This is a genomic window from Enterobacter cloacae subsp. cloacae ATCC 13047, assembly GCF_000025565.1.
Taxonomy (GTDB): Bacteria; Pseudomonadota; Gammaproteobacteria; order Enterobacterales; family Enterobacteriaceae; genus Enterobacter; species Enterobacter cloacae.
Genome location: NC_014121.1, coordinates 3,886,646 through 3,912,450, shown reverse-complemented (window position 1 = coordinate 3,912,450; position 25,805 = coordinate 3,886,646). Strand labels below are relative to the sequence as shown.

Sequence of the window (25,805 nt, the reverse complement as noted above, 5' to 3'; positions counted from 1 at the left end):
GAGCTTTCTGGCTCACACTGTCACATAATCGAACGTATATGTGACAGGTACGACATGCTGATAGGCTACATGCGGGTATCGAAGGCGGACGGCTCCCAGGCTACCGATTTGCAGCGCGACGCGCTGATTGCCGCCGGGGTCGATCCAGTACATCTTTACGAGGACCAGGCATCCGGCATGCGCGAGGATCGGCCCGGCTTGACGAGCTGCCTGAAGGCGTTGCGAACTGGCGACACACTGGTCGTGTGGAAACTGGATCGGCTCGGACGCGACCTGCGACATCTCATCAACACCGTGCACGACCTGACTGGGCGCGGCATCGGCTTGAAGGTATTAACCGGGCACGGCGCGGCCATCGACACCACGACCGCCGCCGGCAAGCTGGTCTTTGGCATCTTCGCCGCCCTGGCCGAGTTCGAGCGCGAGTTGATCGCGGAGCGCACGATTGCCGGCCTAGCCTCGGCCCGCGCGCGCGGGCGGAAAGGCGGCCGGCCGTTCAAGATGACCGCCGCCAAGCTGCGGCTGGCGATGGCGGCAATGGGTCAGCCAGAGACCAAGGTCGGCGACCTGTGCCAGGAACTTGGCGTCACGCGGCAGACCCTGTATCGGCATGTTTCACCCAAGGGTGAGCTACGTCCAGATGGCGAGAAGCTACTCAGCCGAATTTGATGCCGGCATGAGGCAACGTAGCGACAGCGTGGTTTGTCTCAATGGGAAGCGCTCATGATCGATCTTTGAAGGCCCGCAGCAGTCGTGTCACAGACAGGACGAACAAACCGGTCAGCGTGAGGGCTGCGATACCCCAGTACTCTCCGATGAACGCGCCGGCCGTCGTGCCGGCCAGCACAATGGCGAGAATCGGCAAATGGCAGGGACAGGTGAGCACGGCCAGCGCGCCCCACAGGTAGCCGGTGATCGGTTTGTGCGTCTCGGACGGCAAGCGCTCGGGGCTGTTCATGGCAGACTCTCCGCGTGCTGTGCCGGCTCGGTCGGCATGGTGGCCAACTGCACCTCCAGATCGGCCAACGCTTCGCGCCGACGCTCGACGAACTGGCGCAGAACGGCAAGCTGCGCGGCCGCTTCATCGCCGTCCGCAGCATCCAGCGCCCGGCACAGCCGCGCCAGCGCGTCCAGGCCGATGCCCGCCTCGAAGGCCGCCCGCACGAAGCACAGCCGTTGCAAGGCGGCATCATCGAACAGGCCATAGCCGCCCGGGGTGCACGCCACCGGACGCAGCAATCCGCGCAGCAGGTAGTCGCGCACGATATGCACGCTCACCCCGGCATCAAGGGCCAGCCGGGACACGGTGTAGGCGCTCATTGAAAACCTCCTTTTTTTATCCAGCGCAGCAGGAAAGCTGCTTCACGTCCTTGTTGAAGGTCTGCGCCGCAAGCTTCAACCCCTCGACCATTGTCAGGTAGGGGAACAACTGGTCGGCCAGTTCCTGCACCGTCATGCGGTTGCGGATGGCGAGCACCGCCGTCTGGATCAGTTCGCCCGCTTCCGGGGCCACCGCCTGCACGCCGATGAGCCGTCCGCTACCTTCCTCGATGACCAGCTTGATGAAGCCGCGTGTGTCGAAGTTGGCAAGCGCTCGCGGAACGTTGTCGAGTGTCAGCGTGCGACTGTCGGTCTCGATGCCATCGTGGTGCGCTTCCGCCTCGCTGTAGCCCACGGTGGCGACTTGCGGGTCGGTGAACACCACTGCCGGCATCGCGGTCAGATTGAGGGCTGCGTCGCCGCCGGTCATGTTGATCGCGGCACGGGTGCCGGCGGCCGCTGCCACGTAGACGAACTGCGGCTGGTCGGTGCAGTCGCCGGCCGCGTAGATGTTCGGGTTGCTCGTGCGCATGCCTTGGTCGATAACGATGGCCCCTTGCGCATTGACAGTGACCCCCGCCGCGTCCAGCGCGAGGCTGCGCGTATTCGGTGCCCGACCGGTGGCAACCAGCAACTTGTCAGCGCGTAATTCACCGTGTCCGGTGGTCAGCACGAATTCGCCGTTCACATGGGCGACCTGGCTGGCTTGCGTGTGCTCCAGCACCTCGATGCCCTCGGCGCGGAAAGCGGCTGTCACGGCCTCGCCGATGGCCGGGTCTTCCCGGAAGAACAAGGTGCTGCGTGCCAGGATCGTGACCTGGCTGCCGAGCCGGGCAAAGGCTTGCGCCAGTTCCAACGCCACCACCGACGAACCGATCACGGCCAGGCGTGCGGGAATGGTGTCGCTGACAAGCGCTTCGGTGGAAGTCCAGTAGGGTGACTCTTTCAGGCCCGGAATCGGCGGCACGGCCGGACTGGCACCGGTGGCGACCAGGCAGCGGTCGAACGTTACCTCGCGCTCGCCACCCTCGTTCAAACGGACGACCAGGCTCTGGTCGTCCTTGAAACGCGCTTCACCGTGCAAAACGGTGATGGCTGGATTGCCGTCCAGGATGCCTTCGTATTTGGCGTGCCGCAGTTCATCGACACGGGCCTGCTGCTGGGCCAGCAGTTTGCTGCGGTCAATCGCAGGCACAGTTGCCGCAATACCGCCGTCGAACGGACTTTCCCGGCGCAGATGGGCAATATGGGCAGCGCGGATCATGATCTTGGACGGCACACAGCCGATATTGACGCAGGTGCCGCCGATGGTGCCGCGTTCGATCAGCGTGACCGTCGCGCCTTGCTCGACGGCCTTCAGCGCCGCCGCCATCGCGGCCCCGCCGCTGCCAATGATGGCGATATGCAAACCGGCGCCCTCAAGTGCATCACGGATTTTTGGTTCATCTTTGAAATCACCAACCCGGATCGAGCCTTGATAACCCAATGCGGCGATGGCGGCCAGCAGTTGGTTGTGGCTCACGGCGGTGTCTGCCATGACTTGCGCGCGGCTTTCTGGATAGGACACCACAGCGGCATTCACGCCGGGAATCTTTTCCAAAGCATCTTTGACATGGGTGGCGCAGGATGTGCAGGTCATGCCATTCACGGTGATTTCGGTCATTTTTTTACTCCATTGAATTTCGGGGTGCAGCAGGCATCGGCTTGGCGTTTTCGTTGGATGGCGTAGATGGTCAAGCCGATGAAAATCGCCAGCGCAGGCAGCAGCACATAGTCCAGATAGCCGGTCAGCGCGGACAAGCCGACCACACCGAGCAAAATGACCAGAACAGGGGTGAAGCAACACAGCGCCACGAGGGTTGTGCCAATGATGCTGACCCGCAGCAGTGTCTTCGGGTCTTTCATGATCAGTTCTTGACTGATGATGGGTAGCCCGCATCCTCGGTAGCCTTGGTCAGTTTCTGCACGCTGGTCTTGGCATCATCGAAGGTGACCACCGCTTCGCGCGTCTCGAAGGTCACGTCAACTTTACTGACGCCATCGACCTTGGAAATCGCCTTCTTGACAGTGATCGGACAGGCCGAGCAGGTCATGCCCGGTACGGACAACGTAACGGTCTGGGTGGCGGCCCACACGGGGGCAACAACGGCAGCGAGGGCAAGGGCGGAAAGCAGCTTTTTCATGGTGAACTCCTGTGATCAATAGAAAAATGGCACGACGTAGGGAAATCCGAGCGCGACCAAAACCAGCACGGCCACGCCCCAGAAAATGAGCTTGTAAGTAGCTCGCACTTGGGGAATCGCGCAAACCTCACCCGGTTTGCAGGCGGCTGACGGCCGGTAGATGCGCCGCCAGGCGAAGAACAACGCCACCAGCGCCACGCCGATAAAGATGGGGCGATAGGGTTCCAACACCGTCAAGTTGCCGATCCAAGCGCCGCTGAACCCCAAGGCGATCAGAACCAGCGGCCCGAGGCAGCAAGCCGAGGCGAGGATGGCGGCCAGCCCGCCAGTGAAGAGCGCGCCGCGCCCGTTTTGAGGTTCAGACATACGTTTGTCCTTTCGAATCTGAATTGGATAGCTTAAGCTTACTTCCGTAGTTATGTACGGAGTCAAGCGATATGGAAAACAATTTGGAGAACCTGACCATTGGCGTTTTCGCCAGGACGGCCGGGGTCAATGTGGAGACCATCCGGTTCTATCAGCGCAAGGGCTTGCTCCCGGAACCGGACAAGCCTTACGGCAGCATTCGCCGCTATGGCGAGACGGATGTAACGCGGGTGCGCTTCGTGAAATCAGCCCAGCGGTTGGGTTTCAGCCTGGATGAGATCGCCGAGCTGCTGCGGCTGGAGGATGGCACCCATTGCGAGGAAGCCAGCAGCCTGGCCGAGCACAAGCTCAAGGACGTGCGCGAGAGGATGGCTGACCTGGCGCGCATGGAGGCCGTGCTGTCTGATTTGGTGTGCGCCTGCCATGCGCGGAAGGGGAACGTTTCCTGCCCGCTGATTGCGTCACTGCAAGGGAAGAAAGAACCGCGCAGTGCGGACGCGGTGTAGCCCGAGGGAACTACGCCTTAGCGTGCTTTATTTAATGAGATGGTCACTCCCTCCTTCCCGGTACTATGCTGAGGACAGGCTTTCATTCGGAGAACTATCATGGAAAACATTGCGCTCATTGGTATCGATCTGGGTAAAAACTCTTTCCATATTCATTGCCAGGATCGTCGCGGGAAGGCTGTTTACCGTAAAAAATTTACCCGGCCAAAGTTGATCGAATTTTTGGCGACATGCCCCGCTACAACCATCGCAATGGAAGCCTGTGGCGGTTCTCACTTTATGGCACGCAAGTTGGAAGAGTTGGGGCATTCCCCAAAGCTGATATCACCACAATTTGTCCGCCCGTTCGTTAAAAGCAATAAAAACGACTTTGTCGACGCCGAAGCTATTTGTGAAGCTGCATCGCGTCCGTCTATGCGTTTTGTGCAGCCCAGAACGGAATCTCAGCAGGCAATGCGGGCTCTGCATCGTGTCCGTGAATCCCTGGTTCAGGATAAGGTAAAAACAACCAATCAAATGCATGCTTTTCTGCTGGAATTTGGCATTAGCGTTCCCCGAGGAGCTGCCGTTATTAGCCGACTGAGTACCATTCTTGAGGATAATAGTTTGCCTCTTTACCTCAGCCAGTTATTGCTGAAATTACAACAGCATTATCACTATCTTGTTGAGCAGATTAAAGATTTGGAATCCCAGTTGAAACGAAAGTTGGACGAAGATGAGGTTGGACAGCGCTTGCTGAGCATTCCCTGCGTCGGAACACTGACAGCGAGTACTATTTCAACTGAGATTGGCGACGGGAAGCAGTACGCCAGCAGCCGTGACTTTGCGGCGGCAACAGGGCTTGTACCTCGGCAGTACAGCACGGGAGGTAGGACGACATTGCTGGGAATTAGTAAGCGAGGTAATAAAAAGATCCGAACTTTGTTGGTTCAATGTGCCAGGGTATTCATACAAAAACTGGAACACCAGTCTGGCAAATTGGCCGATTGGGTCAGGGATTTACTGTGCCGGAAAAGCAACTTTGTCGTCACTTGTGCTCTGGCAAACAAGCTGGCCAGAATAGCCTGGGCCCTAACGGCACGACAGCAAACTTATGTAGCATAACGGCAGAAATACACCGGTTTAAAGAATTACTGATCTGGTTTTGCGAATACTGATATTGATGATACTAACGGCCCACCGGCCTGTTGAGGAACCTGTAAAACGGAAAGGCTCATTGAAGCCGTATATTTTCTGGAGGTTCATCAGGCGCGGAACTCATCAAGGCGCGGGAATAAAATCCCATTCAGACGCCGGATAGATTCAAGCAAGCCAACTTGTCGTCAAAATCGGTGTTGCAAAAACGGGAGTGACCATAGATTCCGTTTTCTGAGGCGACTCCAACGTCAGAAAAGACCGTGCGGTCGACTTTTGATATTTCGTGCTGTCGCCTTCTGAAAGTGACAGCATTTAGATCGATATGTGATAAATTGGCCTGCCAGTTTAAGATGGGTGCATTTGAGTATGCCCAAAGGAGCCCGCAAGTATGCGCAGGACGAAGCCAGTAGCCGCGCCGATGGTGGCGCGGGTCTATCTGCGCGTCAGCACCGACGCGCAGGACTTGGAACGCCAAGAGGCGATCACTACGGCCGCGAAGGCCGCCGGCTACTACGTCGCCGGCATCTACCGTGAGAAGGCATCCGGCGCACGCGCCGACCGGCCTGAGCTGCTGCGCATGATCGGCGACCTACAGCCCGGCGAGGTGGTCATTGCCGAGAAGATCGACCGCATCAGCCGCCTACCTTTGCCCGAGGCCGAGCGCCTGGTGGCCTCGATACAGGCCAAAGGCGCACGCCTGGCCGTCCCTGGCGTGGTCGATCTATCCGACCTGGCGGCCGAGGCCCAGGGCGTCGCCAAGATCGTGCTGGAAGCCGTGCAGATCATGCTTTTTCGCCTGGCCTTGCAGATGGCCCGCGACGACTACGAGGACAGGCGCGAACGCCAGCGCCAAGGCATTGAGTTGGCCCGCCAGGCCGGGCGGTACAAGGGCCGCCGTGCTGATCCGAAGCGCCGCGCCCAAGTTGTCGCGCTGCGCAAGTCCGGCTACAGCATCAACAAGACCGCCGAGCTGGCCGGGTACAGTGCGGCCCAGGTGAAACGGATATGGGCCGAGGTCAGCCAGGCCGAAGCGAAGCAGCACGGCGCGTTCGTGGAGGACGCATTGACGGAAGCCGATGCCCTGGCCGCTGTCGGCCAGGATGAGCGCCAGGAGGAAAGGGCATGAAGAAGCCGAACCAAGACGACGAGCCGTTTTTCATCACCGAGGAGATTGCGGCCGAAATGATCGCCGGCGGCTATGAGTTCGAGCTGCCGCCCATTCCTTGCACCATCCGCCTACGCGACGTGCTGGAGCGCATGACCGATGCTGAGCTAGCATTGCAGCCGGGCGAGATCGCCGACCAGGAGCGTGAACGCTGCCGGCGCAAGCCGTGTTCAACCTCATGATCTGGTCATGGTATTTTTCATGGCACTGAGCCTGATAGTTCTTGCAAATTGTTGTCACTAAAGGGTTTTGTGTGCTTGTTTACAATCGAGTGGGAGTGACGGGCACTGGCTGGCAATGTCTAGCAACGGCAGGCATTTCGGCTGAGGGTAAAAGAACTTTCCGCTAAGCGATAGACTGTATGTAAACACAGTATTGCAAGGACGCGGAACATGCCTCATGTGGCGGCCAGGACGGCCAGCCGGGATCGGGATACTGGTCGTTACCAGAGCCACCGACCCGAGCAAACCCTTCTCTATCAGATCGTTGACGAGTATTACCCGGCATTCGCTGCGCTTATGGCAGAGCAGGGAAAGGAATTGCCGGGCTATGTGCAACGGGAATTTGAAGAATTTCTCCAATGCGGGCGGCTGGAGCATGGCTTTCTACGGGTTCGCTGCGAGTCTTGCCACGCCGAGCACCTGGTCGCTTTCAGCTGTAAGCGTCGCGGTTTCTGCCCGAGCTGTGGGGCGCGGCGGATGGCCGAAAGTGCCGCCTTGCTGGTTGATGAAGTACTGCCTGAACAACCCATGCGTCAGTGGGTGTTGAGCTTCCCGTTTCAGCTGCGTTTCCTGTTTGCCAGCCGGCCCGAGATCATGGGGTGGGTGCTGGGCATCGTTTACCGCGTCATTGCCACGCACCTGGTCAAGAAAGCGGGCCATACCCACCAAGTGGCCAAGACGGGCGCGGTCACCCTGATCCAGCGTTTTGGATCGGCGCTCAATCTGAATGTTCACTTCCACATGCTGTTTCTCGACGGTGTGTATGTCGAGCAATCCCACGGCTCAGCGCGTTTCCGCTGGGTCAAGGCGCCGACCAGCCCAGAGCTCACCCAGCTGACGCACACCATCGCCCACCGGGTGGGTCGCTATCTGGAACGGCAAGGCCTGCTGGAACGGGATGTCGAAAACAGCTATCTGGCCTCGGATGCGGTGGATGACGACCCGATGACACCCCTGCTGGGGCACTCGATCACTTACCGTATCGCTGTCGGTTCACAGGCGGGGCGAAAGGTGTTCACTTTGCAAACTCTGCCGACCAGTGGTGATCCGTTCGGTGACGGGATTGGCAAGGTAGCCGGGTCCAGCCTGCACGCCGGCGTGGCGGCCAGGGCCGATGAACGCAAGAAGCTCGAACGGCTGTGCCGGTACATCAGCCGCCCGGCGGTATCCGAGAAGCGGCTGTCGTTAACACGAGGCGGCAACGTGCGCTACCAGCTCAAGACGCCGTACCGGGACGGCACCACGCACGTCATTTTCGAACCATTGGATTTCATTGCAAGGCTGGCCGCCCTGGTACCGAAGCCCAGAGTCAACCTAACCCGCTTCCACGGGGTGTTCGCACCCAACAGTCGGCACCGGGCGTTGGTCACGCCGGCAAAACGGGGCAGGGGCAACAAGGTCAGGGTGGCTGATGAACCGGCAACACCAGCACAACGGCGAGCGTCGATGACATGGGCGCAACGGCTCAAGCGTGTTTTCAATATCGACATCGAGACCTGCAGCGGCTGCGGCGGCGCCATGAAAGTCATCGCCTGCATTGAAGACCCTATAGTGATCAAGCAGATCCTTGATCACCTGAAGCACAAAGCCGAAACCAGCGGGACCAGGGCGTTACCCGAAAGCCGGGCGCCACCGGCTGAGCTGCTCCTGGGTCTGTTTGACTGACGAGCCTGAAGGCCAACGATACCAATCAAAATGCTGCGTTCACAGCGCCGCGGCAGGGATCCGCCGTGCTGGTTGTCGGAAAAGGAGCCGCTAGTGGGAAAGAGGAGGGTAAATTTTCAGCGTTGCTGGCTCCCCGTCAGCCGGATTGGGTTGCATCGCAGGGGTGTCGAAAGAGTCAACTGCGGTCCAAAGCTGTTGGACTTGGGTGAAAAGGGCGTTTATTCTTCCTATACGTTGTCGGCAGCGGGCCAAAAAGGAATACGTCCATGCCCATCGAGGTGAAACCGGCTGTGAGCGCGGGTTCAAGCATATAGCCCGACAGGCGCGTATCCTTGCCGATCACGACACGATGGCGGTGGTCACCGCGACGAAAGACACGGCCAGCCGCCATGCCGACGCGCAAGGCGGTTTCCGCCGTCATCGCGCCTTCGTTGGCTTTGCCACGAATACCGTCTGTGCCGAAATATTTGCGCACCATAAGGTCGATTATCCTGTCGTCGGGTCGCCCTCAAAGGGGACATGCCTGCTGAACCGCGAATATAGAGAAATATCCCGAATGTGCAGTTAACGAATTCTTGCGGTTTCTTTCAGCGCCGCCAATACCGCCAGCCCGTCGCGCAAGGGGCGCGGCTCGTGTGTGCGGATGAAGTCAGCTCCACCTGCGGCGGCGGCAAGCTCTGCAGCGAGTGTCGCGGCCCCGACATCCCCCGGACCACGGCCTGTGAGCGCGCGCAGAAAGGATTTGCGCGAAACAGACAGAAGCACCGGCAAATCGAAGCGCAGCCGCAATTCATCGAACCGCGCCAGCACCGAGAGCGAGGTTTCGGGAGCAGCCCCCAGAAAAAACCCCATGCCGGGATCAAGGACAAGGCGGTTGCGTTTGATACCGGCACCCGTCAGCGCCGCGATGCGCGCGTCAAAGAACGCCGCAATGTGATCCATGATGTCGCCAGCGGGTGCCTCGCGCCGATCTGCCTGCCCGTCTTGCACCGAATGCATAACGACGAGTTTGGCAGATGATTTCGCCAATTGCGGATAGAACGCAGCGTCTGGAAAACCGCGAATATCATTGAGATAGGCCACACCACGCGACAAGGCATAGGCTTGCGTCGCGGGTTGATAACTGTCGAGCGAGACGGGAATGCCATCTGCCTTGAGCGCGTCCAGCACCGGCGCGATACGCGCGATTTCTGTGTCGGACGAAACAGGCGCGGCGTCGGGATTGCTGGATGCCGGACCGAGGTCGATCACATCTGCCCCCTCGGCCATCAGCTTACGCGCCTGCGCAATGGCTGCGTCTGGCGCCAGATACCGGCCTCCATCGGAGAAACTGTCCGAGGTTATGTTGACGATGCCGAAAATGATGAGCGATTTATTCATGGGGGCTTCTATAATAATAATAATCGAGCATGAGTCTCATACGGATGCTCGGGTCGAAAGGGAATCCCCAGGCGAGTAACCTGTTTGCGGTGATCCATTAGCTGCAGGAGCAGAATAGCATACATCTGGAAGCAAAGCCAGGAAAGCGGCCTATGGAGCTGTGCGGCAGCGCTCAGTAGGCAATTTTTCAAAATATTGTTAAGCCTTTTCTGAGCATGGTATTTTTCATGGTATTACCAATTAGCAGGAAAATAAGCCATTGAATATAAAAGATAAAAATGTCTTGTTTACAATAGAGTGGGAATGATTTTTCGTCTGGTAACAGCCTGTACGTGAAACAATAAAACACCTTAAGCCCGCGTAACTGCGGGCTTTTTGTTTTTTTGTCTGGCACTCTCTGGCAGCTGTTAGCAACAAAGAGCATAGTTTCTACAAGGCAGAGTGGACAGGACGTGACTGAATTTAGGCAGTTGGCCTCTCGTACCACGAATCTGAGAATTGGATATTTCCATCTACAATACGCCAAGTGATCTTTTCATATTGCATAGAGACGGATTCCATATGATTTAACTTATCATTACCGGATAATTTAACATTGGGCACACCACAATTAACACCCGTAATTTTTACATTTTCCATTAAGACGGTGTAATAACACACCTCCTGGCCAGCATCATTGATATGATAAAACCTGACTTCTGCGCTTTTTAGTGTTTGTCCTGTCGCCGCTGCTTTGTAGAGATAGGGACTAGAACTATCAATTTCTTTTTCAAAATTAAATGATGAATGTTGACGTGTTCCGGTGATTTTTCCATTGGCTGTATCGACGGGAAGATTAACACCATGACCCATACTGATTACTTCTATAGAGCCTTCATGATCTTGAACATCTACAGAACCTTTGATATCTGCGCCGCCATCATCTTTTAGCCACAGATAGGGAGGGATAGGCATTTTATTTACTCCTTGTTAATTTAACTAACTTCATTGTTACAATGTATAAGAAGAGAGAGATAAGAACGTTAAATACAATTAATGTATAATCATAACTGTAGTAAATATCTTCGGGCGCTGGGTTGTTGCTAAACAAATAGGAAATTCTAATAGCTGTTTCGTTACTTATTAATGGATGTTCAGTTAAGTAACCAACATCTAACCATGACACAATAGCGAATATCCCGATGAATATAATCATTCTAAGGGAACTAAGGGCAAGTTTTCTGATAACCACCAATAATTACCTCAATTGTTCCATATGACTCTAAATCGATGCCTTTAATCTTTTCTTTCTTTGTTCTTAACAGGGATGACCTGCTCCCCGTTGATTAGTACACCCCGATGTTAGTAATGTCTTCATAAGCCACATGAGGACATCCCCATGAAGAAGCGTTTTTCCGACGAACAGATCATCAGTATTCTCCGCGAAGCCGAAGCTGGGGTACCCGCCCGTGAACTCTGCCGCAAGCATGCCATTTCCGATGCCACGTTTTACACCTGGCGTAAGAAGTATGGCAGTATGGAGGTGCCTGAAGTTAAGCGCCTGAAGTCGCTTGAGGAAGAGAACGCCAGACTCAAGAAGCTGCTTGCCGAAGCCATGCTGGATAAAGAGGCGCTTCAGGTGGCTCTTGGGCGAAAGTACTGACGACAGACCAGAAGCGGGAAGCCGTGATGTTGATGTGTGATGCGACCGGTCTGTCGCAACGTCGTGCCTGCAGGCTTACAGGTTTATCCCTGTCGACCTGCCGCTATGAGGCTCACCGTCCGGCTGCTGATGCGCATTTATCAGGGCGCATCACTGAGCTGGCACTGGAGCGCAGGCGTTTTGGCTACCGTCGTATTTGGCAGTTGCTGCGCCGTGAAGGGCTTCATGTTAATCATAAGCGCGTGTACCGGCTTTATCACCTCAGTGGCCTGGGCGTAAAACGCAGAAGACGTCGTAAAGGGCTGGCAACAGAACGTCTGCCGCTGCTCCGTCCGGCGGCGCCCAATCTGACCTGGTCGATGGATTTCGTCATGGACGCACTTTCCACCGGTCGCAGGATCAAGTGTCTTACCTGCGTCGATGATTTCACAAAGGAATGCCTGACGGTCACTGTTGCCTTTGGGATTTCAGGCGTTCAGGTCACGCGTATTCTGGACAGCATTGCACTGTTTCGAGGCTATCCGGCGACGATAAGAACTGACCAGGGGCCGGAGTTCACTTGCCGTGCACTGGATCAATGGGCCTTTGAGCATGGTGTTGAGTTGCGCTTAATCCAGCCGGGCAAGCCAACGCAGAACGGATTTATTGAGAGCTTTAACGGACGATTTCGCGATGAATGTTTGAATGAGCACTGGTTCAGCGATATCGTTCATGCCAGGAAAATTATTAATGACTGGCGGCAGGATTATAACGAATGCCGCCCGCACTCCACGCTGAATTATCAGACACCGTCTGAATTTGCAGCGGGCTGGAGAAAGGGTCATTCTGAGAATGAAGATTCCGACGTTACTAACTGAGTGTTGTATCTAATCGTGGGGGCAGGTCAGGGCATCTCTTAGCCTGCTGTAATCTGATTGGCTAGGTAGTGTTATACACCCCTCTGATATCTGACCCGGATGTAATCTAAACCCACCTCTGGCTACGCTTTCGTAAAATGTAGAATCATCTATATTTCCATCATCGCGAAACAAAGCAAACCATTCTGAATGATCAACATGATAACTAAAAATGCTTTTATATGTATCGACACCCCAGGCTCTAAATCTGTTAGCCATACTTCCTTTAGGCCTGTCTACGATATAATATTTACCTTTTGGTAGTGGCCCAACGTTTGGAATAATTCCACATGCACCTTTGTTCCTGTATGCACCGTTACCAGAAAATGCCATAAAGACACCAATACCATCAAATGCAAGTGGCGAGTAGTCAGCATCATTTATTGTAAACTTTCCATGTAAAGTCATGTGTCATCCTTTCTTGTAGAGATATTTATTAATCTTATCTGCAAACAGGGCATGTATCAAAAATTAAACCATACAAAAAATGCGCATTTAAAGATTTTAACTCAGAAAATGATTGTGATGTTTTAGAAAGTAGATCTACATCAAATAAATAGGTATGCCTAATAGTTGAACCTTTTAAGATATCCTGTACGGAATGTGCGAGCAGCGCGAATTAAAATGTGAAAGCCCAATATCTTCAGAAAAACACAGTCGTGGAAAAATGAAGCGCTCGTTAAAAAAAAGGGGAATAATCAAATGTCGATATGCCATGGGTAAGCCATATTGAACGAGTGTCGCTAATATGGCATTAAACCTTCACGTGTAAGTATCGGTGCAGACTTTATGGCGACTGAATTCTTATTTTTCTCCTTCACCCAACCTATACGCCAGCGCCACCACCAGCGACTGCACCAGGCACAGCGTTGCCGACTGAGATCGAAACGCGTCCACCTGCGCCTCTTTCACCACAAAGCAGAGATCGCTAAATGTCGCCAGCGGGCTAATCTGGCTGTCCGTAATCACAATCTGCCGCGCGCCGACGCTGGCGGCGGTTTCGCTGACCATCACCGTCTCTTCCGCGTACGGCGAGAAGCTGATCGACACCACAATGTCGCGCGCCTTAATGCGGCTGATCTGCTCACGCAGCATGCCGCCCATGCCGTCGAGCAGAATCGGGCGGCACTCCAGGTGGCTTAAAGCATAGGTGAGATAAGCAGCGACGCTAAAGGAGCGGCGCAGTCCGGCAATGTAGATGGTGTCCGCGTCGGCCAGAAGCTGTACGGCGCGCTCCAGCATCTCCGGTTCAGCACGGGCGGCCAGCTGCTGCAGCGCCTGCGCGTTCGAGCGGGCAAACTCCTGCAGGATATCGAGCGGCGTTTCCGGCACGGCTTCGCTCTCCATTTCGCGGAACAGCCGCGCGCGATCGCTGTAGCTGGCGGTCTCCTCCACCAGGTTCATACGAAACAGCTGTTTCATCTCGTTGAAACCGGTGAAGTCAAAGGCATTGGCAAAACGGATCAGCGTCGAGGGCGGCACATCGGCACGCTCGGCAATGACCGCAACCGTATCAAACGCCACACTGTTCGTATTATCCAGTACATAGCGGGAGACCTGCTGCAGCCTCTTGCTCAGGCTATCGTAGCGATCGCGGATTTGCTGCTGCAGTTCGTTCAGGCTGGTTGCTGTCGTCATGTTATCCCCCAAATACAGTCTTATGATTCTAAACGCAAAACCGCGTCTTTTAAATGTTGGCCATCCATCTGGCAGCAAAAATGAAACAGAAACTTCACTCATTTCATCGCCTGAAAATCCTTAATAGCGCACGCTGCGTCAGTGTTGTTGGCTGTTAACATAAAAATCCATCCTTGATCACAATAATCATCATTTATTTTATTTCAACTTAAAATGGAATATTTGTTTCATATATAGTGTTCAGTACACAGTGTTCAGGTAACAGTCACGTATCAACAGCGAGAGGTTAAGGATGGAGACGGTAGCGAATTTTATTCACGGCGAATGTGTCACCGGTTCAGGCCAGCGCGTTCAGGCGATCTTCAACCCGGCCACCGGCGAGCAGATCCGTCAGGTGGTGATGAGTACGGCACAGGAAACGGAGCAGGCGATTGCCGCCGCACAGCAGGCGTTTCCGGCGTGGGCGCGTCATTCTCCGCTTAAGCGCGCGCGTGTGATGTTCCGCTTCAAAGCGCTGCTGGAAGAGAATATGGAACGTCTGGCCCGTCTTATCAGCGAAGAGCACGGTAAGGTCTTCTCCGACGCGGTAGGCGAGCTGACCCGTGGCCTGGAAGTGGTGGAGTTCGCCTGTGGCATCCCGCATCTGCAAAAGGGTGAACACTCTGCCAACGTGGGCACCGGTGTGGACAGCCACTCGCTGATGCAGCCGCTCGGCGTCTGCGCCGGGATCACGCCGTTTAACTTCCCGGCGATGGTGCCGATGTGGATGTTCCCGATTGCGCTGGCGGCCGGCAATACCTTCGTGCTGAAACCATCAGAAAAAGATCCCTCTCTGGCGCTCGCGCTGGCAAAACTGCTGAAAGAGGCCGGCCTGCCGGACGGCGTGCTTAACGTGGTGCAGGGGGATAAAGAATCCGTTGATGTGCTATTGACCGACCCGCGCGTGCAGGCCGTGAGCTTTGTTGGCTCTACGCCGATTGCGGAATACATCTACCAGACCGCGTCCGCCCACGGCAAACGCTGTCAGGCGCTGGGTGGGGCGAAAAACCACTGCATTTTAATGCCGGATGCCGACATGGAGATGGCAACCAACGCCATTATGGGCGCGGCCTACGGCGCGGCGGGGGAACGCTGTATGGCGCTTTCAGTGGTACTGGCGGTGGGCGATAAAACCGCCGATGACCTCTGCGCCCGTCTGGAAAAACAGATTGCCGCGCTGCGCGTTGGGCCAGGGCTGGACCAGACGCCAGAAAACGAAATGGGGCCGCTTATCTCCTCCGCGCACCGCAGCAAGGTGCTGGGCTACATTGACAGCGGGGAAGCGCAGGGGGCGAATCTGCGCGTGGACGGCCGCAGCTTTAGCGTGCAGGGTCACGAGAAGGGCTATTTTGTCGGGCCGACGCTGTTCGATAACGTCACCCCGGAGATGACGATCTATAAGGAAGAAATTTTCGGCCCGGTGCTTTCTGTGGTACGCGTAGCAGATTACGCCAGCGCGGTGGATCTGATTAACCGCCATGAATATGGTAATGGTTCAGCCATTTTCACCCGCGACGGCGGCTGCGCGCGCCGCTTCTGCGAAGAGGTGCAGGCGGGCATGGTGGGGGTTAACGTGCCGATCCCGGTGCCGATGGCGTTCCACAGTTTCGGCGGCTGGAAGCGCTCGATTTTTGGCGCACTCAACGTGCACGGTAACGACGGCGTGCGTTTCTACACCCGAATGAAAACCGTCACCGCACGCTGGCCGGAAATGCAGCAGGAGACAGGCGCTGCGTTCTCCATGCCGACGCTGGGCTGACAGGAGGTTTTATGCAAACCGAACGTATGACCATGGCCCAGGCGCTGGTCCGGTTCCTTAATCAACAGTACGTCAGCATTGATGGCATTGAAACCCCCTTCGTGGAGGGCGTGGCGACCATTTTTGGTCATGGCAACGTGCTGGGCATCGGCCAGGCGCTGGAACAGGATCCGGGCCATCTGCAGGTAATGCAGGGCTGTAATGAGCAGGGCATCGCCCACATGGCGACGGGATTCGCCAAACAGCATCGCCGTCAGCGCATTTTCGCCGTGACTTCTTCCGTCGGGCCGGGAGCCGCCAATATGATCACCGCGGCGGCGACCGCCACGGCGAACCGTATTCCGCTGCTGCTGCTGCCGGGGGATATCTACGCCAGCCGCCAGCCGGACCCGGTGTTGCAGCAGATCGAGCAGTATCACGATCTCAGCATTAGCACCAACGACTGCTTCCGCCCGGTCTCCCGCTACTGGGACCGCATCAATCGCCCGGAGCAGTTAATGAGCGCCATGTTAAATGCGATGCGAACGCTCACTGACCCCGCAGATACCGGTGCGGTAACCCTTTGCCTGCCGCAGGACGTACAGGGCGAAGCCTGGGATTACCCGCTCAGCTTCTTCGCGCGTCGCGTGCATCACATCGAGCGTCGACCGCCAGATCCGCAGCGTCTGGCGCAGGCGCAGGCGTTGATTGCGCGTAAACGCCGTCCGCTGGTGGTGTGCGGCGGTGGCGTACGCTACTCCGGCGGGCATGAGGCGTTGCGCGAATTTGTCGAAACGCTGCATCTGCCGTTTGCCGAAACCCAGGCCGGAAAAGGGGCGCTGGTAAGTGACCACCCACTTAATATGGGCGGGGTGGGCGTGACGGGCGGAATGGCCGCCAACCAGCTTGCGCCGCAGGCCGACTTAGTGATTGGCGTGGGGACACGTCTTACCGATTTTACTACCGGCTCCAAGGCGCTCTTCTCCCACCCGGACGTCGAATTTTTGCTGCTGAACGTGGCCGAGTTTGACGCCCTGAAGCTCGACGCCACCGCGCTGATTGCCGATGCCCGGACCGGGCTGCAGGCCTTAACCCACTCGCTCAGGGAGTATCGCAGCGGCTGGGGAGAGGAGATTGCGCAGGCAAAAGCCGCCTGGCACGACGAGTGCCGCCGTCTCTGGGATCGCCACTGGCGCCCGGACGAGGCACCAGAAGTGGCGGGCCATCTTGATGCCCAACTGACGGAATATGGCGAGACGCTCAACACCCGCCTGACCCAGACGCGGGTACTGGGGCTGATTAATCAGCATGTTGAAGATAACGCCATCGTGGTGGGCGCAGCCGGTTCGCTGCCGGGAGATTTACAGCGCCTCTGGCAGGTCAAAACGCCTGATACCTATCATCTGGAGTACGGTTACTCCTGCATGGGTTACGAGATTGCGGCGGCGCTTGGCGCGAAGCTTGCCCGACCCGGGCAACCGGTTTACGCCATGGTGGGGGATGGCTCTTACATGATGCTGCACTCCGAGCTGCAAACCGCGGTGCAGGAGGGCATTAAAATCACCGTTCTGCTGTTTGATAACGCCAGCTTTGGCTGCATTAATAACCTGCAGATGGGACATGGAATGGGAAGCTTTGGCACGGAAAATCGCCACCGTAACCCGCAGACCGGGCAGCTTGACGGGCCGCTGGTGAAGGTCGATTTCGCGCAAAACGCGGAAAGCTACGGCTGTCGCGCGTGGCGTGTACATGATGAGCAAAGCCTGCTGGCGGCGCTGGAGGCGTCCCGCGCCCATCCAGGCCCGACGCTGCTGGACATCAAAGTGCTGCCGAAGACCATGACCCACGATTACGCTTCCTGGTGGCGAACCGGCGATGCGCAGGTAGCGGCGTCTCCTGCCGTGCGCGAAGCCGCGGCGCAGACGCAGGCGCAGGTGAAAAAAGCACGTCAGTATTAAGATTTCCCGCCGTAACGAAATTTTCATTTCATTTTTCTTTTTCCCTCACCCTAACCCTCTCCCACTGGGAGAGGGGATAGTTCGGTGCGGTTTTCCCTCCCTCTCCCTGAGGGAGAGGGCCGGGGTGAGGGGAAGATGCCCTCCCTCCCATGTTGTGAGATTGATAACAAAATTTATCTCATTCATCTCAAAAGTGTTAACCCACACTCAAAAACATAATTTTCACTATTTATAAAAATGAAATAAATGTTTTATTTAAAGGGTCGTTAGTTCACAGCATTCACCAACACCGGGAGCCGTTATGTTTAACATTGCTTTACTGGGCGCTGGCCGAATTGGCCAGGTACATGCAGCTAACATCGCCAGCCACAGCGCGACCACACTCTGGTCCGTGGTTGACCCGAATCAGGAATTTGCCACCCGTCTCGCCACGCAGTATCAGGCCCGCCAGCAGAGCCTGATTGAGGCGATGACCGACCCAGACGTTCATGCCGTGCTGATCGCCTCGGCGACCGATACCCATGCGGACCTGATTGAAATGGCCGCCCGTCATGGCAAAGCCATCTTCTGTGAAAAACCGGTACACCTCGACCTCGCCCGCGTGCGCGACTGCCTGAAAGTGGTTAAAGAGTACGACGTGCCGCTGTTCATCGGCTTTAACCGCCGCTTTGACCCGCAGTTCCGCCGCGTGAAAACCGACGCCCAGGCCGGGCGTATCGGCAAACCGGAATCGCTGCTGATCATCTCCCGCGATCCGTCTCCACCACCGGCGGAGTATGTCCGCGTCTCTGGCGGCATGTTCCGCGATATGACCATTCACGACTTTGATATGGCGCGCTTCATCATGGGTGAAGAGCCGGTGTCAGTTTATGCCCAGGGCAGTAACCTGGTGGATCCGGCGATTGGCGAGGCGGGGGACATCGACACCGCATTTATCGTTCTGAAATATGCCTCCGGCGCAATGGCGACCATCGTCAACAGCCGCCGCTCCTCTTACGGCTACGACCAGCGCCTGGAGCTACACGGTTCTGAAGGGCTGCTCTGCGCGGGCAATATTCTTGAAAATCAGGTACAGCACTACGGCAAACAGGGCTGCACCAGCGCGCTGCCGGAACACTTCTTCCTGCAGCGCTACAAATCCGCTTACGCCGCGGAATGGGAACACTTTGTTGCGGTATTGCGCGGCGAAGCGGTGCCTGACTGCAGCGGCGATGATGGTGAACGTGCGCTGTACCTCGCGGATAAAGCGCTGGAGTCGCTGCGTAGCCAGCGCGAGATCGTCCTCTAAACACAACCACCCTACACAGAGAGACATAATAATGAAAAAGCTGATCTTAGCCGCCCTCATCGCCATGACGTCCGGGGCCGCCCTCGCCGAAAACGAGCAAATTGTTTTCAGTACGCCAAACCTGGCGATGCCGTTTGAAGTCCACATGCAGCGCACGGCGGTGAAAGCCGCAAAAGAGATGGGCGTCAAGTTGCAGGTGCTGGACGGGCAGGGCAGTTCACCAAAACAGGTGGCTGACCTGGAAAACGCCATCACCCGCGGGGCGCAGGGGTTCATCGTCTCCCCGAACGACGTGAACGCGGTCTCCAGCGCGGTGGATGAAATTCAGGATGCGAAGCTGCCGGTGGTCACCCTTGACCGCTCCGTCGACAGTCAGAAGAAAGTACCGCACTTTGGCGCCAACAACTACAAAGGCGGCCAGGCGATTGGCGACTTCGTGAAAAGCAAATTCCCCGACGGGGCAGAGATCATTCTGCTCACCGGTCAGCCGGGTTCCTCTTCCAACATCGAACGCACCAAAGGGATCCGCGACAGCCTGAAAGCGGGTGGCGATAAATACAAGATCGTCGCCGATCAGACCGGCAACTGGATGCGTTCTGAAGGGATGCGCATTGTAGAAAGCGTTCTGCCGTCACTGCCGAAACGCCCGCAGGTGATCCTTTCCGCCAACGATGATATGGCGCTGGGGGCGATTGAAGCCCTGCAGAGCCAGGGCGTGAAGCCCGGTGAAATCCTGGTAACCGGCTTTGATGCGGTTCCTGAAGCGCTGGCTCGCGTGCGTGACGGCTGGCTGGCGGTGACTGCGGATCAGCGCCCGGGCTTTGCGGTGCAAACGGCAATGAGCCAGCTGGTGGCCAACGTGCGTGAGAAGAAAGCCATCACCGGCGCGGACTACCCGCCAACGCTTATCACCAAAGAGAACCTGCAGCAGGCTGAGCGTATCGGTGAGGCCGGTAACTAATATGTCCCGAGCCGCCTTTGGCGGCTCATCATGAGGAGGAGCAGACTGATGTCGCAACCCTTACTGAAAGTGACCGAGCTGGCGAAAAGCTTTTCCGGCGTCTGGGCGCTGAGCAATGCCCAGTTGACCGTCGGGCCGGGAGAAATCCACGCCCTGCTGGGGGAAAACGGGGCGGGAAAATCCACGCTGCTGAAGGCGCTTGCGGGCGCGCAGCCGCAAACGCGCGGGGAGATCTGGTTCAACGGCGAAACGCTGCCGGTAGATGACTCCCCGGTGGAACGACAGAACAAGGGCATTATCACCATCTATCAGGAATTTAACCTGCTGCCCAACATGACCGTCGCGGAAAACATGTTCCTTGGGCGCGAGCCGCGCAAGCGGAACCTGATCGTCGATGAAAAAGCGGTAAACCAGGAGGCGCAGGTCATTCTCGATTACCTGCAACTGAACGTCGCGCCGACCACACCCGTTGCCCGCCTGAGCGTGGCCCAGCAGCAGATGGTCGAGATCGCGAGAGCGCTGACTCTCAACGCCAGGCTGATCATCATGGATGAACCTTCCGCCGCGCTGAGCGACAGCGAAGTAGAAAGCCTGCACCGTGTGGTGCGGGAGCTTAAAAACCGCGGGGTGAGCATTATCTATGTGACGCACCGCCTGCATGAAGTTTTCCAGCTCTGCGACCGTTTCACCGTTTTCCAGGATGGCCGTTTCACCGGCACCGGCGCGGTGGCAGAAACGAACGTAGAGCAGCTGATCCGCCTGATGGTCGGGCGCGACGTGGCGTTTAACCGCCGTCCCGCCAGCGAAACCCACCATGAGGATAAACCTATCCGTCTGGCCGTGAAGGGGCTGAGCCGCGAAAAGCCGCCGCTGGATCCGCACGGTATTGCCCTGCATGACATCAGCTTCCATGTCCACGCGGGTGAGGTGCTGGGCATCGCCGGACTGGTGGGGGCCGGACGCACCGAAGTGGCCCGCTGCCTGTTTGGCGCAGACGCGTTTACCTCTGGCAGCTTTGAGCTTGACGGCGTGCCGTACCAGCCGCGCGACCCGCTGTATGCCCTCGATCAGGGCGTGGCGCTGGTGCCGGAAGATCGCAAAAAAGAGGGGGCGGTGCTGGGGCTGTCGATTCGCGACAACCTGTCGCTCTCCTGCCTTTCGTCACTGCTGCAATGGCGCTGGTTCGTCAATACCCGCAAAGAGGACGATCTGATTGAGTCCTACCGCCAGGCGCTGCAGATCAAGATGGTCAACAGCGCGCAGGAGGTGCGCAAGCTCTCCGGCGGTAACCAGCAAAAAGTGATCCTCGCGCGCTGCATGGCGCTCAACCCACGGGTGCTGATTGTCGATGAGCCAACGCGTGGCATCGACGTGGGGACCAAATCAGAAGTGCACCAGGTGCTGTTTGACATGGCGAAAAAGGGCGTGGCGGTGATTGTGATCTCCTCCGATCTGCCTGAAGTGATGGCGGTGTCCGACCGGATCATCACCCTGAGCGAAGGCCGGGTTACCGGCGAGATCCATGGCGATGATGCCAACGAAGAGCGGCTGATGACGATGATGGCCATCAACCACAACGCCCTGAACGCGGCATAACGGAGTTTCTCATGACGCAGATGATTTCTAAAACGCAGGCCCCGGTCAAACGCGCCGGACGCATCGATCCCATCGCCTTCTTCGAGCGCTTTGGGGTGCTGATTTTCATGATCCTGCTGCTGATCTTCTTCCAGTCGCAGAACAGCAATTTTTTCTCTGAACGCAACATTTTCAACATCCTGACCGAAGTCTCCATCTACGGGATCATGGCCGTGGGGATGACCTTCGTCATCCTGACCGCCGGGATCGACCTCTCCGTCGGATCCATTCTGGCGGTGTGCGCCATGACCGCGGCGTACGTGATTAAAGGCGACAACTTTACCACCGTCGACCCGAACGCCTGGGGCGGCATGAGCTGGCTGATAGGGCTGGGGATTTGTCTGGCGATGGGCACGGCGATTGGTTTTCTGCATGGCCTGGGCGTCACCCGCCTGCGTCTGCCGCCGTTCATCGTCACCCTCGGGGGGATGACCATCTGGCGCGGCCTGACCCTGGTGATTAACGACGGCGCGCCAATCGCCGGTTTCGATCAGGGCTATCGCTGGTGGGGGCGGGGCGAGCTGCTCGGTATCTCCATTCCGATCTGGATCTTCGCCATCGTCGCCGTTGGCGGTTATCTGGCGCTGCACAAAACCCGCTGGGGGCGCTTTGTTTACGCCATCGGTGGCAACCCGGAGGCGGCGCGTCTGGCGGGTGTGAACGTGAAGCGCGTACTGGTCAGCGTCTATGTGCTGATTGGCTGTCTGGCGGGGCTGGCGGGCTTTATTCTCAGCGCGCGTCTGGGGAGCGCCGAGGCGGTGGCCGGGATCTCCTTTGAGCTGCGCGTCATTGCCTCGGTGGTGATTGGCGGCACCTCGCTGATGGGCGGCTACGGACGCATCGGCGGCACCATTATCGGCTCCATCATTATGGGCATTCTGATTAACGGCCTGGTGCTGATGAACGTCTCGGCTTACTACCAGCAGATTATCACCGGGTTAATTATCGTTCTGGCGGTGGCATTCGACACCTACGCCAAGAGCCGTCGCGGCGCACTGTGAGGATCACGATGAAAGAGGTTCGTATTGGATTAATTGGCACCGGGTATATCGGCAAGGCGCATGCCATCGCTTATGCCCAGGCCCCGACGGTATTCAACCTGCGCGGCAAGCTGGTGCGTGAGATGGTGGCCGAGGTAAACCCGACGCTGGCGGCAGAGCGCGCGCAGGCGTTTGGCTTTAACCGTTCAACGGGAGACTGGCGGGCGCTGGTGGCCGACCCGGCCATTGATGTAGTGGATATTTGCTCGCCCAACCATCTGCATAAAGAGATGGCGCTGGAGGCGATCCGCCACGGCAAGCACGTTTACTCGGAAAAACCGCTGGCGCTGAACGCCCACGACGCGCGTGAGATGGTCGAGGCCGCGAAGCGGGCAGGGGTGAAAAACCTGGTGGGCTTCAACTACATGAAAAACCCGACGGCGCAGCTGGCGAAAGAGATTATCGTCCGCGGCGAAATAGGCGAGGTGATCCACTTCTACGGCACCCACAACGAAGACTACATGGCCGACCCGCTTTCGCCCATTCACTGGCACTGCTTCAAAGAGACTGCCGGGCTGGGGGCGCTGGGCGATCTGGCGGCGCATATCGTCAATATGGCGCAGTACCTGGTGGGGGAGATTGAGCAGGTTTGCGGCGACCTGAAGATTGTGGTCCCGGAACGTCCGGCGAAGGCCGGGTCGTCGGAGATGATTGCCGTCGAAAACGAGGATCAGGCCCACGCGATGGTACGTTTCGCGGGCGGGGCGCAGGGTGTGATTGAAACCTCCCGCGTCGCCTGCGGCCGCAAGATGGGGTTGTCATATGTGATCACCGGAACGAAAGGCGCCATCAGCTTTACTCAGGAGCGCATGGCCGAGCTGAAGCTCTATCTGCATGACGATCCGGTCAACCGTCAGGGATTCCGCACGCTGCTGGTTGGCCCGGCACACCCGGACTACGGCGCGTTCTGTATGGGTGCAGGCCACGGTATTGGCTTTAACGATCAAAAAACGGTGGAAGTACGTGACCTGGTGGATGGCATTGCCGCCGACGCACCGATGTGGCCAGACTTTGAAGAGGGCTGGAAGGTCTCGCGCGTGCTGGACGCCATCGCACTCTCACACCAGCAAGGCCGCTGGCTGAACGTGAATGACATTGTCTGAAGAGGTATCAACGTGGAAAAGCAGTTTGATGTGATATGCATGGGCCGCGTGGCGGTAGACCTCTACAGTCAGCAGATTGGTGCGCGGCTGGAGGATGTGTCGAGCTTTGCCAAATATCTCGGCGGCTCGTCCGGCAACGTGGCGTACGGCACGGCGCGGCAGGGGTTGCGTTCGTCGATGCTGGCGCGCGTGGGCGACGAGCATATGGGCCGGTTCCTGCGCGAAGAGTTAAATCAGGTGGGCTGTGATACCAGCCATCTGATCACCGATAAAACACGCCTCACGGCGCTGGTGCTACTCGGCATTAAAGACCGGGACACCTTTCCTCTGATTTTTTATCGCGATAACTGCGCGGATATGGCCATTACGGCCAGCGATGTGGACGAAAACTACATCGCCTCCGCACGGTGTCTTGCCATCACCGGGACTCACCTTTCTCATCCGCAGACCCGCGAGGCGGTGCTGACGGCGCTGGGCTATGCCCGTCGTCACGGCGTGCGCACGGTGCTGGACATTGATTACCGCCCGGTTCTGTGGGGGCTGACCTCCTTAGGCGACGGCGAAACGCGCTTTATCGCGGCCGATCAGGTCACCCGTGAACTTCAGGAGGTGCTGCACCTCTTCGACGTCATTGTCGGCACCGAGGAGGAGTTTCACATTGCGGGCGGCAGCACGGACACCCTGCTGGCGCTGGCGCAGGTGCGTGCCGTGAGCCAGGCCACACTGGTCTGCAAACGCGGCGCGCTTGGCTGTTCGGTCTATACCGGTGCCATTCCGGCCCGTCTGGATGACGGCCTGACGGTGACCGGCGTGCGCGTGGAGGTGCTGAACGTCCTCGGCGCGGGCGATGCCTTTATGTCTGGCCTGCTGCGCGGCTACCTGAACGATGAGGGCTGGGAGCAGGCGTGCCGCTATGCCAACGCCTGCGGCGCGCTGGTGGTCTCGCGCCACGGCTGCGCCCCGGCGATGCCGAGCAAAATTGAGCTGGATGATTATCTCTCGCGCGCCGCGCTCGTTCCACGCCCGGATCTCGACCCGCGTCTGAACCATCTGCACCGGGTCACCACCCGCCGCCGCGAATGGCCGGAATTGTGCGTAATGGCGTTCGATCACCGCAGCCAGCTTGAAGATATGGCGCTGCAGTGCGGGGCGTCGCTCAAACGTATTCCGGCGCTCAAGCAGCTGATCCTGCAGGCCAGCCGCGAGGCGGCGAGCCGTGCCGGGCTGGCAGGCAAAGCGGGCCTGCTGTGTGACGGTACGTTTGGTCAGGACGCGCTCAACGCCATTACCGGTGAAGGGTGGTGGATCGGGCGGCCCATTGAGCTGCCGGGCTCCCGTCCGCTGGAGATGGAGCACGGTAACATCGGCACCCAGCTTATCAGCTGGCCGCAGGAGCATGTGGTGAAGTGCCTGGTCTTTTTCCACCCGGAAGATGCTCACGGCCTGCGCCTGGAGCAGGAGCAGAAAATTGCCGAGGTCTACCACGCCTGCTGCCAGTCCGGGCATGAGCTGCTGCTGGAGGTGATATTGCCCGCCAGCATGCCGCGCAGCGATGAACTTTATCTGCGTGCCATCTCCCGCTTCTACAACCTGGGTATTTACCCGGACTGGTGGAAATTGCCGCCGCTGACGTCCGATGGCTGGACGGCACTGAGCGAGATTATCCAGCGTCGGGATCCGCACTGCCGTGGGGTGGTGATCCTCGGGCTGGATGCGCCTGCCGAGCAGCTGCGTGCCGGGTTTAACGCCGCGGCAGGGCACGAACTGGTGAAAGGATTTGCCGTGGGGCGCACGCTGTTTGGCGAAGCTTCCCGCGCATGGCTGAAACACGATATCGACGATGCGCAGTTGGTGGCGCGCATCCGGGACAATTACCTGCAGCTTATCGCCTGGTGGCGCGAGCGCGGACACGCATAATGGAGAC

At 57.7% G+C, this 25,805-nt stretch carries 26 protein-coding genes; 15 read left to right on the top strand and 11 right to left on the bottom strand.

What is annotated here, in order from left to right; all coding sequences use genetic code 11:
* Positions 1-54: 54 nt before the first annotated feature.
* Entirely contained in the window at positions 55-669 is a 615-nt protein-coding gene (locus tag ECL_RS19045) for a recombinase family protein (protein ID WP_000904941.1), read from the top strand.
* Between the two features lie 52 nt (positions 670-721).
* Here ECL_RS19045 and merE read toward each other — a convergent pair whose 3' ends face one another.
* The 6 genes from merE to merT are packed head-to-tail and all read right to left on the bottom strand — an operon-like array spanning position 722 to position 3,869.
* Positions 722-958 (bottom strand): broad-spectrum mercury transporter MerE, encoded by a 237-nt coding sequence (gene merE / locus ECL_RS19040; protein WP_001087809.1) that lies wholly within the window; start codon positions 956-958, stop codon positions 722-724.
* Entirely contained in the window at positions 955-1,320 is a 366-nt protein-coding gene (merD, locus tag ECL_RS19035; RefSeq protein ID WP_003465059.1) for a mercury resistance co-regulator MerD, read from the bottom strand. Before merD ends, merE begins: the two co-directional genes overlap by 4 nt.
* A gap of 16 nt (positions 1,321-1,336) precedes the next feature.
* The gene (gene merA / locus ECL_RS19030; protein ID WP_000136268.1) at positions 1,337-2,983 is read right to left on the bottom strand and encodes a mercury(II) reductase; all 1,647 of its coding nucleotides are present in this window, start codon (positions 2,981-2,983) and stop codon (positions 1,337-1,339) included.
* Positions 2,980-3,225 carry a mercury resistance system transport protein MerF gene (gene merF, locus ECL_RS19025; RefSeq protein WP_000654684.1) on the bottom strand — a complete coding sequence of 82 codons (246 nt, stop codon included), beginning with the start codon at positions 3,223-3,225 and terminating at the stop codon, positions 2,980-2,982. Before merF ends, merA begins: the two co-directional genes overlap by 4 nt.
* Positions 3,226-3,227: 2 nt before the next feature.
* On the bottom strand, positions 3,228-3,503 hold the full coding sequence (merP, locus tag ECL_RS19020) for a mercury resistance system periplasmic binding protein MerP (protein WP_000735441.1): 276 nt from the start codon (positions 3,501-3,503) through the stop codon (positions 3,228-3,230).
* 15 nt (positions 3,504-3,518) lie between these two features.
* Positions 3,519-3,869, bottom strand: coding sequence for a mercuric ion transporter MerT (merT, locus tag ECL_RS19015; protein ID WP_001294667.1), 351 nt, complete (start codon positions 3,867-3,869; stop codon positions 3,519-3,521).
* Between the two features lie 71 nt (positions 3,870-3,940).
* Here merT and merR point away from each other — a divergent pair, with 71 nt between their 5' ends.
* The 5 genes from merR (at position 3,941) to ECL_RS18990 (ending at position 8,563) form a co-directional block, all read left to right on the top strand.
* Positions 3,941-4,375 carry an Hg(II)-responsive transcriptional regulator gene (merR, locus tag ECL_RS19010; RefSeq protein WP_000429838.1) on the top strand — a complete coding sequence of 145 codons (435 nt, stop codon included), beginning with the start codon at positions 3,941-3,943 and terminating at the stop codon, positions 4,373-4,375.
* A gap of 99 nt (positions 4,376-4,474) precedes the next feature.
* On the top strand, positions 4,475-5,479 hold the full coding sequence (locus ECL_RS19005) for an IS110-like element IS4321 family transposase (RefSeq protein WP_000427623.1): 1,005 nt from the start codon (positions 4,475-4,477) through the stop codon (positions 5,477-5,479).
* Positions 5,480-5,900: 421 nt separating this feature from the next.
* Entirely contained in the window at positions 5,901-6,638 is a 738-nt protein-coding gene (locus ECL_RS19000) for a recombinase family protein (RefSeq protein ID WP_001366550.1), read from the top strand.
* Complete coding sequence (locus ECL_RS18995) at positions 6,635-6,859, top strand: hypothetical protein (protein ID WP_000743213.1); 225 nt, start codon at positions 6,635-6,637, stop codon at positions 6,857-6,859. The genes ECL_RS19000 and ECL_RS18995 overlap by 4 nt, the downstream gene beginning before the upstream one ends.
* Positions 6,860-7,069: 210 nt before the next feature.
* Complete coding sequence (locus ECL_RS18990) at positions 7,070-8,563, top strand: IS91-like element ISCR2 family transposase (RefSeq protein ID WP_001120888.1); 1,494 nt, start codon at positions 7,070-7,072, stop codon at positions 8,561-8,563.
* Between the two features lie 175 nt (positions 8,564-8,738).
* Here the strand turns inward: ECL_RS18990 and ECL_RS18980 are convergent, their stop codons facing one another.
* The 3 genes from ECL_RS18980 to ECL_RS18965 all read right to left on the bottom strand — a co-directional run bounded on the left by ECL_RS18980 (position 8,739) and on the right by ECL_RS18965 (position 10,897).
* Positions 8,739-9,041: a phosphoglucosamine mutase gene (locus ECL_RS18980; protein WP_000251875.1), complete on the bottom strand. Its 303-nt coding sequence runs from the start codon at positions 9,039-9,041 to the stop codon at positions 8,739-8,741.
* An 86-nt stretch (positions 9,042-9,127) separates the two neighbouring features.
* A complete protein-coding gene (sul2, locus tag ECL_RS18975; RefSeq protein ID WP_001043260.1) occupies positions 9,128-9,943 on the bottom strand; it encodes a sulfonamide-resistant dihydropteroate synthase Sul2 in 816 nt (271 codons plus the stop codon).
* A gap of 462 nt (positions 9,944-10,405) precedes the next feature.
* On the bottom strand, positions 10,406-10,897 hold the full coding sequence (locus tag ECL_RS18965; protein WP_044157869.1) for an Hcp family type VI secretion system effector: 492 nt from the start codon (positions 10,895-10,897) through the stop codon (positions 10,406-10,408).
* A 424-nt stretch (positions 10,898-11,321) separates the two neighbouring features.
* On the opposite strand from ECL_RS18965, the gene ECL_RS18960 reads away from it, so the two are divergent.
* Positions 11,322-12,442 (top strand): IS3-like element ISSen4 family transposase gene (locus ECL_RS18960; RefSeq protein WP_144340281.1). Its coding sequence is split into 2 segments (ribosomal slippage): positions 11,322-11,580 and positions 11,580-12,442, totalling 1,122 coding nucleotides; the frame shifts between segments, so codons are not numbered across the junction.
* Positions 12,443-12,451: 9 nt separating this feature from the next.
* Here the strand turns inward: ECL_RS18960 and ECL_RS18955 are convergent.
* Positions 12,452-12,889 carry a DUF2778 domain-containing protein gene (locus tag ECL_RS18955; protein WP_237707060.1) on the bottom strand — a complete coding sequence of 146 codons (438 nt, stop codon included), beginning with the start codon at positions 12,887-12,889 and terminating at the stop codon, positions 12,452-12,454.
* Positions 12,890-13,285: 396 nt separating this feature from the next.
* Entirely contained in the window at positions 13,286-14,119 is an 834-nt protein-coding gene (locus ECL_RS18950; protein ID WP_013098260.1) for a MurR/RpiR family transcriptional regulator, read from the bottom strand.
* Between the two features lie 292 nt (positions 14,120-14,411).
* Between ECL_RS18950 and ECL_RS18945 the strand changes: the two genes are divergently transcribed.
* The 8 genes from ECL_RS18945 to ECL_RS18910 all read left to right on the top strand — a co-directional run bounded on the left by ECL_RS18945 (position 14,412) and on the right by ECL_RS18910 (position 25,798).
* Positions 14,412-15,917: a CoA-acylating methylmalonate-semialdehyde dehydrogenase gene (locus ECL_RS18945; RefSeq protein ID WP_013098259.1), complete on the top strand. Its 1,506-nt coding sequence runs from the start codon at positions 14,412-14,414 to the stop codon at positions 15,915-15,917.
* A gap of 11 nt (positions 15,918-15,928) precedes the next feature.
* On the top strand, positions 15,929-17,854 hold the full coding sequence (gene iolD / locus ECL_RS18940) for a 3D-(3,5/4)-trihydroxycyclohexane-1,2-dione acylhydrolase (decyclizing) (RefSeq protein WP_013098258.1): 1,926 nt from the start codon (positions 15,929-15,931) through the stop codon (positions 17,852-17,854).
* Between the two features lie 301 nt (positions 17,855-18,155).
* Positions 18,156-19,142 carry an inositol 2-dehydrogenase gene (iolG, locus tag ECL_RS18935; RefSeq protein WP_013098257.1) on the top strand — a complete coding sequence of 329 codons (987 nt, stop codon included), beginning with the start codon at positions 18,156-18,158 and terminating at the stop codon, positions 19,140-19,142.
* A gap of 31 nt (positions 19,143-19,173) precedes the next feature.
* The gene (locus ECL_RS18930) at positions 19,174-20,103 is read left to right on the top strand and encodes a sugar ABC transporter substrate-binding protein (RefSeq protein ID WP_013098256.1); all 930 of its coding nucleotides are present in this window, start codon (positions 19,174-19,176) and stop codon (positions 20,101-20,103) included.
* Between the two features lie 48 nt (positions 20,104-20,151).
* The gene (locus ECL_RS18925; protein WP_013098255.1) at positions 20,152-21,699 is read left to right on the top strand and encodes a sugar ABC transporter ATP-binding protein; all 1,548 of its coding nucleotides are present in this window, start codon (positions 20,152-20,154) and stop codon (positions 21,697-21,699) included.
* 11 nt (positions 21,700-21,710) lie between these two features.
* Positions 21,711-22,739 (top strand): ABC transporter permease, encoded by a 1,029-nt coding sequence (locus tag ECL_RS18920; RefSeq protein WP_013098254.1) that lies wholly within the window; start codon positions 21,711-21,713, stop codon positions 22,737-22,739.
* An 8-nt stretch (positions 22,740-22,747) separates the two neighbouring features.
* Entirely contained in the window at positions 22,748-23,881 is a 1,134-nt protein-coding gene (locus ECL_RS18915; RefSeq protein WP_013098253.1) for a Gfo/Idh/MocA family protein, read from the top strand.
* A 12-nt stretch (positions 23,882-23,893) separates the two neighbouring features.
* Positions 23,894-25,798, top strand: a complete 1,905-nt coding sequence (locus ECL_RS18910) for a bifunctional 5-dehydro-2-deoxygluconokinase/5-dehydro-2-deoxyphosphogluconate aldolase (protein ID WP_013098252.1) — start codon at positions 23,894-23,896, stop codon at positions 25,796-25,798.
* Positions 25,799-25,805: the final 7 nt, after the last annotated feature.